Origin of the sequence: Pseudomonas protegens, assembly GCF_003732485.1 — a bacterium.
Lineage (GTDB): Bacteria > Pseudomonadota > Gammaproteobacteria > Pseudomonadales > Pseudomonadaceae > Aquipseudomonas > Aquipseudomonas protegens_B.
In genome coordinates this window covers 72,959-76,374 of the sequence record NZ_MOAK01000073.1, presented here as the reverse complement: position 1 = coordinate 76,374, position 3,416 = coordinate 72,959, and the positions used below count along the sequence as shown (strand labels likewise).

The window sequence follows — 3,416 nt, the reverse complement described above, 5'->3', positions numbered from 1 at the left end:
CCGATCTGTCGCTTGGCATAGAGCAGCCGACCACTGCTGCTGATCAGGCGCTGCACGCCGCTCTCACCGCCTCGACGCTTATTGGGTTCCTCGACCCATTCACCTTGTTGGTTCCAGAAGTATTCGAAGCAATCTGTGGGCACGGCATCCATTTCCGAAGCACATTCAACAGCCATCCTCTTACCTCTTGCGTAATACGTAGACCCGCCACATGGCGTAGAGCGGAAAGAAGTCCAGATGCTCCTGGACACGAAAACCGGCTTGCCTGAATTCTTCTTCGACCGTTGCCGCCGGTAACACGAAACGATTCTGGTAACCCTCCTGCCCAACTTCGGACAGCCGCTTGCGCTCCATGCGCTTGCGCTTCCAGGACTTGAAGTTGCCATCGACCCATAGCGAGATAATCACGCTGTCACGGGTGACCCGCTGAAACTCCCGCAGCAGCGCCATCCGATGCCCGGCCTCACCGATATGGTGCAGCAAGCGCATGGAAAAAATGCAGTCTACAGCGTTGTCCGGCAAGTCGATGGCAAACGCAGACGTCTGCAAGGCTCGTACCCGTTTCACCACGTCGGCCGGTTGCGCCACCGTGGCGATGTTCAGCATAGCCGCTGAATTGTCGGCTCCAATAATGACTCGATTGGCTTTTTCGGTCAGCAACGGCCAGAAACGACCCGCGCCGCACGGCAGGTCCAGCACCAGGCCCGGCTCTCCCGCCAGGGCCAACGCGGTGCGAGCCAATTGTTCATCACGCTTGTGGGACAACTGTCGTGCCAGCCCCTCCTGGTGCTTGAGCAGGTATTGCTGTGCATGTTGCGCATCGTATTTATCGGAAAATTCCAGCTTGATCGGTGTCGCCATCATCAAAGTCTCCTGCAACTGATGGCGCCACCTTAGGCAGCAGCGTGTCAGCGACAGGTCATCCCTTTGTGAAAACTTCGTACCGTCCAACGAGGAAATATTTCAGAGTTTTACAGGCAGCAGACAGTGGCCTGGGGCCACTTCAGAAGAAAAATCGACAAGCGAGCTGCCCGGTAAAACAGGGCCTGGCAAGAGTATTCAAGCCTTGGAAGGGTGCAGCTGAACGTGAAAACGACAGCCATTGGGGGTCATGGTGCTGAGAGTGACGCTCCAGCCCTCGTTCTCGCAGATGCGCTGGACCAGGGACAAGCCCAGTCCCAGGCCTTCACCACGTTTTTCATCGCCACGGACAAAGGGCTGGAACATCGCCTCGCGCTTTTCTTCGGGAATGCCCACGCCACTGTCCTCCACGACGAATCCATCCGGCACCAGGCTCAGGCGGATAAATCCCTGTTCGGTGTAGTGCAAGGCATTGCGCAGCAGGTTGCCCATCACCGCATGCAGGAAGGTGGCGTTGTAGCGGGTCTCACCCGGTTGCCCCGGCTCGAAGATCAACTCGATACCCTTGGCCTCGATGGACTCGCGCCACACTCCGATCAGGTCCTTGGCAGCCTGGGTCAGCGTCAATTGCGGCGACATGCTGGCATCTTCCCGCTGGGCCCTGGCCAGCATCAGGAACGTCTGCACCAGCTCACGCATTTCCTCGCAGGCTCGGGCAATACGTTCGACCTGGGCTCGTCCACGGGGATCGAGCCCGGGGTTTTCCAGGAGCAGCTCGCAGGACGTGGCCAAGACCATCAGCGGCGTCCGCAGTTCATGGCTGACGTCACTGGTGAACAGGCGCTCACGGCTCAAGGCCTGGCGCAGACGTCCCAGCGTCGCATCGAAGGCGATCGCCAACTCGCCCACCTCATCCGCCGCATAATCCGGAGCCAGGGGCGGTGCCAAGCCCAGCAATTGATCCCGGTGACGGACCTGGCGAGCCAGACGAACCACCGGCGCCATCACCCGGCGCGCCAGGACCCAACCCAGGAACACCGCCAGCGCCAGGCTGAGGACAAAACCCACCAGCACCACCGCGAACAGCACCCGCTCGCGCTCTTCGAAATCGCTCTGATCCTGCAGCAGCACATAACGCCGACCATCCACCACTTCGACCATGGCGTGATAGGACAACTGCTCGCGAAACACTTCATGGAAACCCGGGTCCAGGTGCCTCAGGTCCTTGGGCAACTCGAAATCGCCGCGCCCGCCACTGTAGTAGAACAGTTGATCGGGCTCGGGGCGGTGATTCCAGTCGACAACGTTATCCATCAGCAGCAGGCGTTGCAGATCGCCGCCAAGGCCGGCGGAGATGAGTTTCTCCTCCACCAGATGCACGGTCGCCACGATGCCCATGGCGAAAGCCCCCGCCACCAGTGCGCTCATCAACGCAAAGGCGATGATGATGCGCTGGGCAAGGCTCTGCTTAAACTCCATCACGACCCTCGGCCAACCGGTAGCCGACACCGTGCACGGTGTGCAGCAACGGTTTGGCGAACGGCTTGTCGATCACCTGGCGCAGTTGGTGGACATGGCTGCGCAGGCTGTCACTGTCCGGACAGTCATCGCCCCACAAGGCCTCTTCGAGGATTTCCCGGCGCAACACATGGGGGCTCTTCTGCATCAACACCGCCAGCAGCTTGAGGCCCACCGGGTTGAGCTTGAGCAGGCGCCCTTCGCGGGTGACTTCCAGGGTATCGAGGTCATAGCTCAGATCACCGACCTGCAGCGCTCGGCGACCACCGCCCTGGGTACGGCGCATCACTGCCTCGATCCGCGCGGCCAGTTCCGAAAGGGCAAATGGCTTGAGCAGGTAGTCGTCGGCACCGGACTTGAAGCCCTGAAGCCGGTCATCCAACTGGTCCCGGGCCGTGAGCATGATCACTGGGGTATCGCGCCGGGCATCTTCGCGCAGGCGCTTGCACAGGGTGTAGCCGTCGATCCCCGGCAGCATGATGTCCAGCACGATCAGGTCGTAATGCTCGGTGGCAGCCAGGTGCAACCCCGACAGACCATCCTGGGCGCAGTCCACGGTATAGCCCTTGAGTCCCAGGTAATCCGCGAGGTTGGCGAGAATATCGCGGTTGTCTTCAACCAGTAGAATTCGCATCGGCACTCTCTCCGCACACAGTTACGGCCGTCTTGGCTCGCGCAGCTTAAGGCCAAGTCGGACTCGCCGCCAGCCTTGTCTGACCGCTCTGCGGGCACTTTTCACCCCATCACTGGCTTAACGAGTTTTTCACCGCAGGTTCACAACCTGACTACAGGGGCAAGCCCAGACTGCCGGCCGTTTGCCCACAAGGAACACCCTTCTGATGGATCTTCTCAAGACCGCCCCAGCACGCGTGGTGCTGTTGTTGATCAGCACCTGGCTGGCGATTTTCCTGCTGACCCGCAGCGCTCTCCTGCTGACTCACCTCAACGAAGCCGGTGGCGGCTGGCTGCCAGTGTTCGGCGTCGGCCTGCTCTACGACCTGGGCTTCCTGGCCTACGCCGCCCTGCCCCTGGGCCTG

The 3,416-nt window shown here is 60.7% G+C and carries 4 protein-coding genes and 1 pseudogene; 1 reads left to right on the top strand and 4 read right to left on the bottom strand.

What is annotated here, in order from left to right; translation table 11 throughout:
* From BLX41_RS35690 to colR, 4 genes are all read right to left on the bottom strand, one after another.
* Positions 1-176, bottom strand: a 176-nt coding sequence (locus tag BLX41_RS35690) for a lipopolysaccharide kinase InaA family protein (RefSeq protein ID WP_311197559.1), incomplete at its 3' end; no start/stop codon positions are given.
* 4 nt (positions 177-180) lie between these two features.
* Entirely contained in the window at positions 181-861 is a 681-nt protein-coding gene (locus BLX41_RS18590; protein WP_123726247.1) for a class I SAM-dependent methyltransferase, read from the bottom strand.
* A 198-nt stretch (positions 862-1,059) separates the two neighbouring features.
* Positions 1,060-2,340, bottom strand: a complete 1,281-nt coding sequence (locus BLX41_RS18585; RefSeq protein WP_123726066.1) for a sensor histidine kinase — start codon at positions 2,338-2,340, stop codon at positions 1,060-1,062.
* Positions 2,330-3,013, bottom strand: a complete 684-nt coding sequence (gene colR / locus BLX41_RS18580; RefSeq protein WP_047305857.1) for a two-component system response regulator ColR — start codon at positions 3,011-3,013, stop codon at positions 2,330-2,332. Before colR ends, BLX41_RS18585 begins: the two co-directional genes overlap by 11 nt.
* A 205-nt stretch (positions 3,014-3,218) precedes the next feature.
* Between colR and BLX41_RS35685 the strand changes: the two are divergent.
* Positions 3,219-3,416 (top strand): annotated as a pseudogene (locus BLX41_RS35685) (LTA synthase family protein); the annotation flags it as partial.

What these genes read in the sequence shown, in the direction of transcription:
- BLX41_RS18590 (WP_123726247.1), bottom strand. Translation starts at nt 861, where the DNA reads ATGGCGACACCGATCAAGCTGGAATTTTCCGATAAATACGATGCGCAA.
- BLX41_RS18585 (WP_123726066.1), bottom strand. Translation starts at nt 2,340, where the DNA reads ATGGAGTTTAAGCAGAGCCTTGCCCAGCGCATCATCATCGCCTTTGCG.
- colR (WP_047305857.1), bottom strand. Translation starts at nt 3,013, where the DNA reads ATGCGAATTCTACTGGTTGAAGACAACCGCGATATTCTCGCCAACCTC.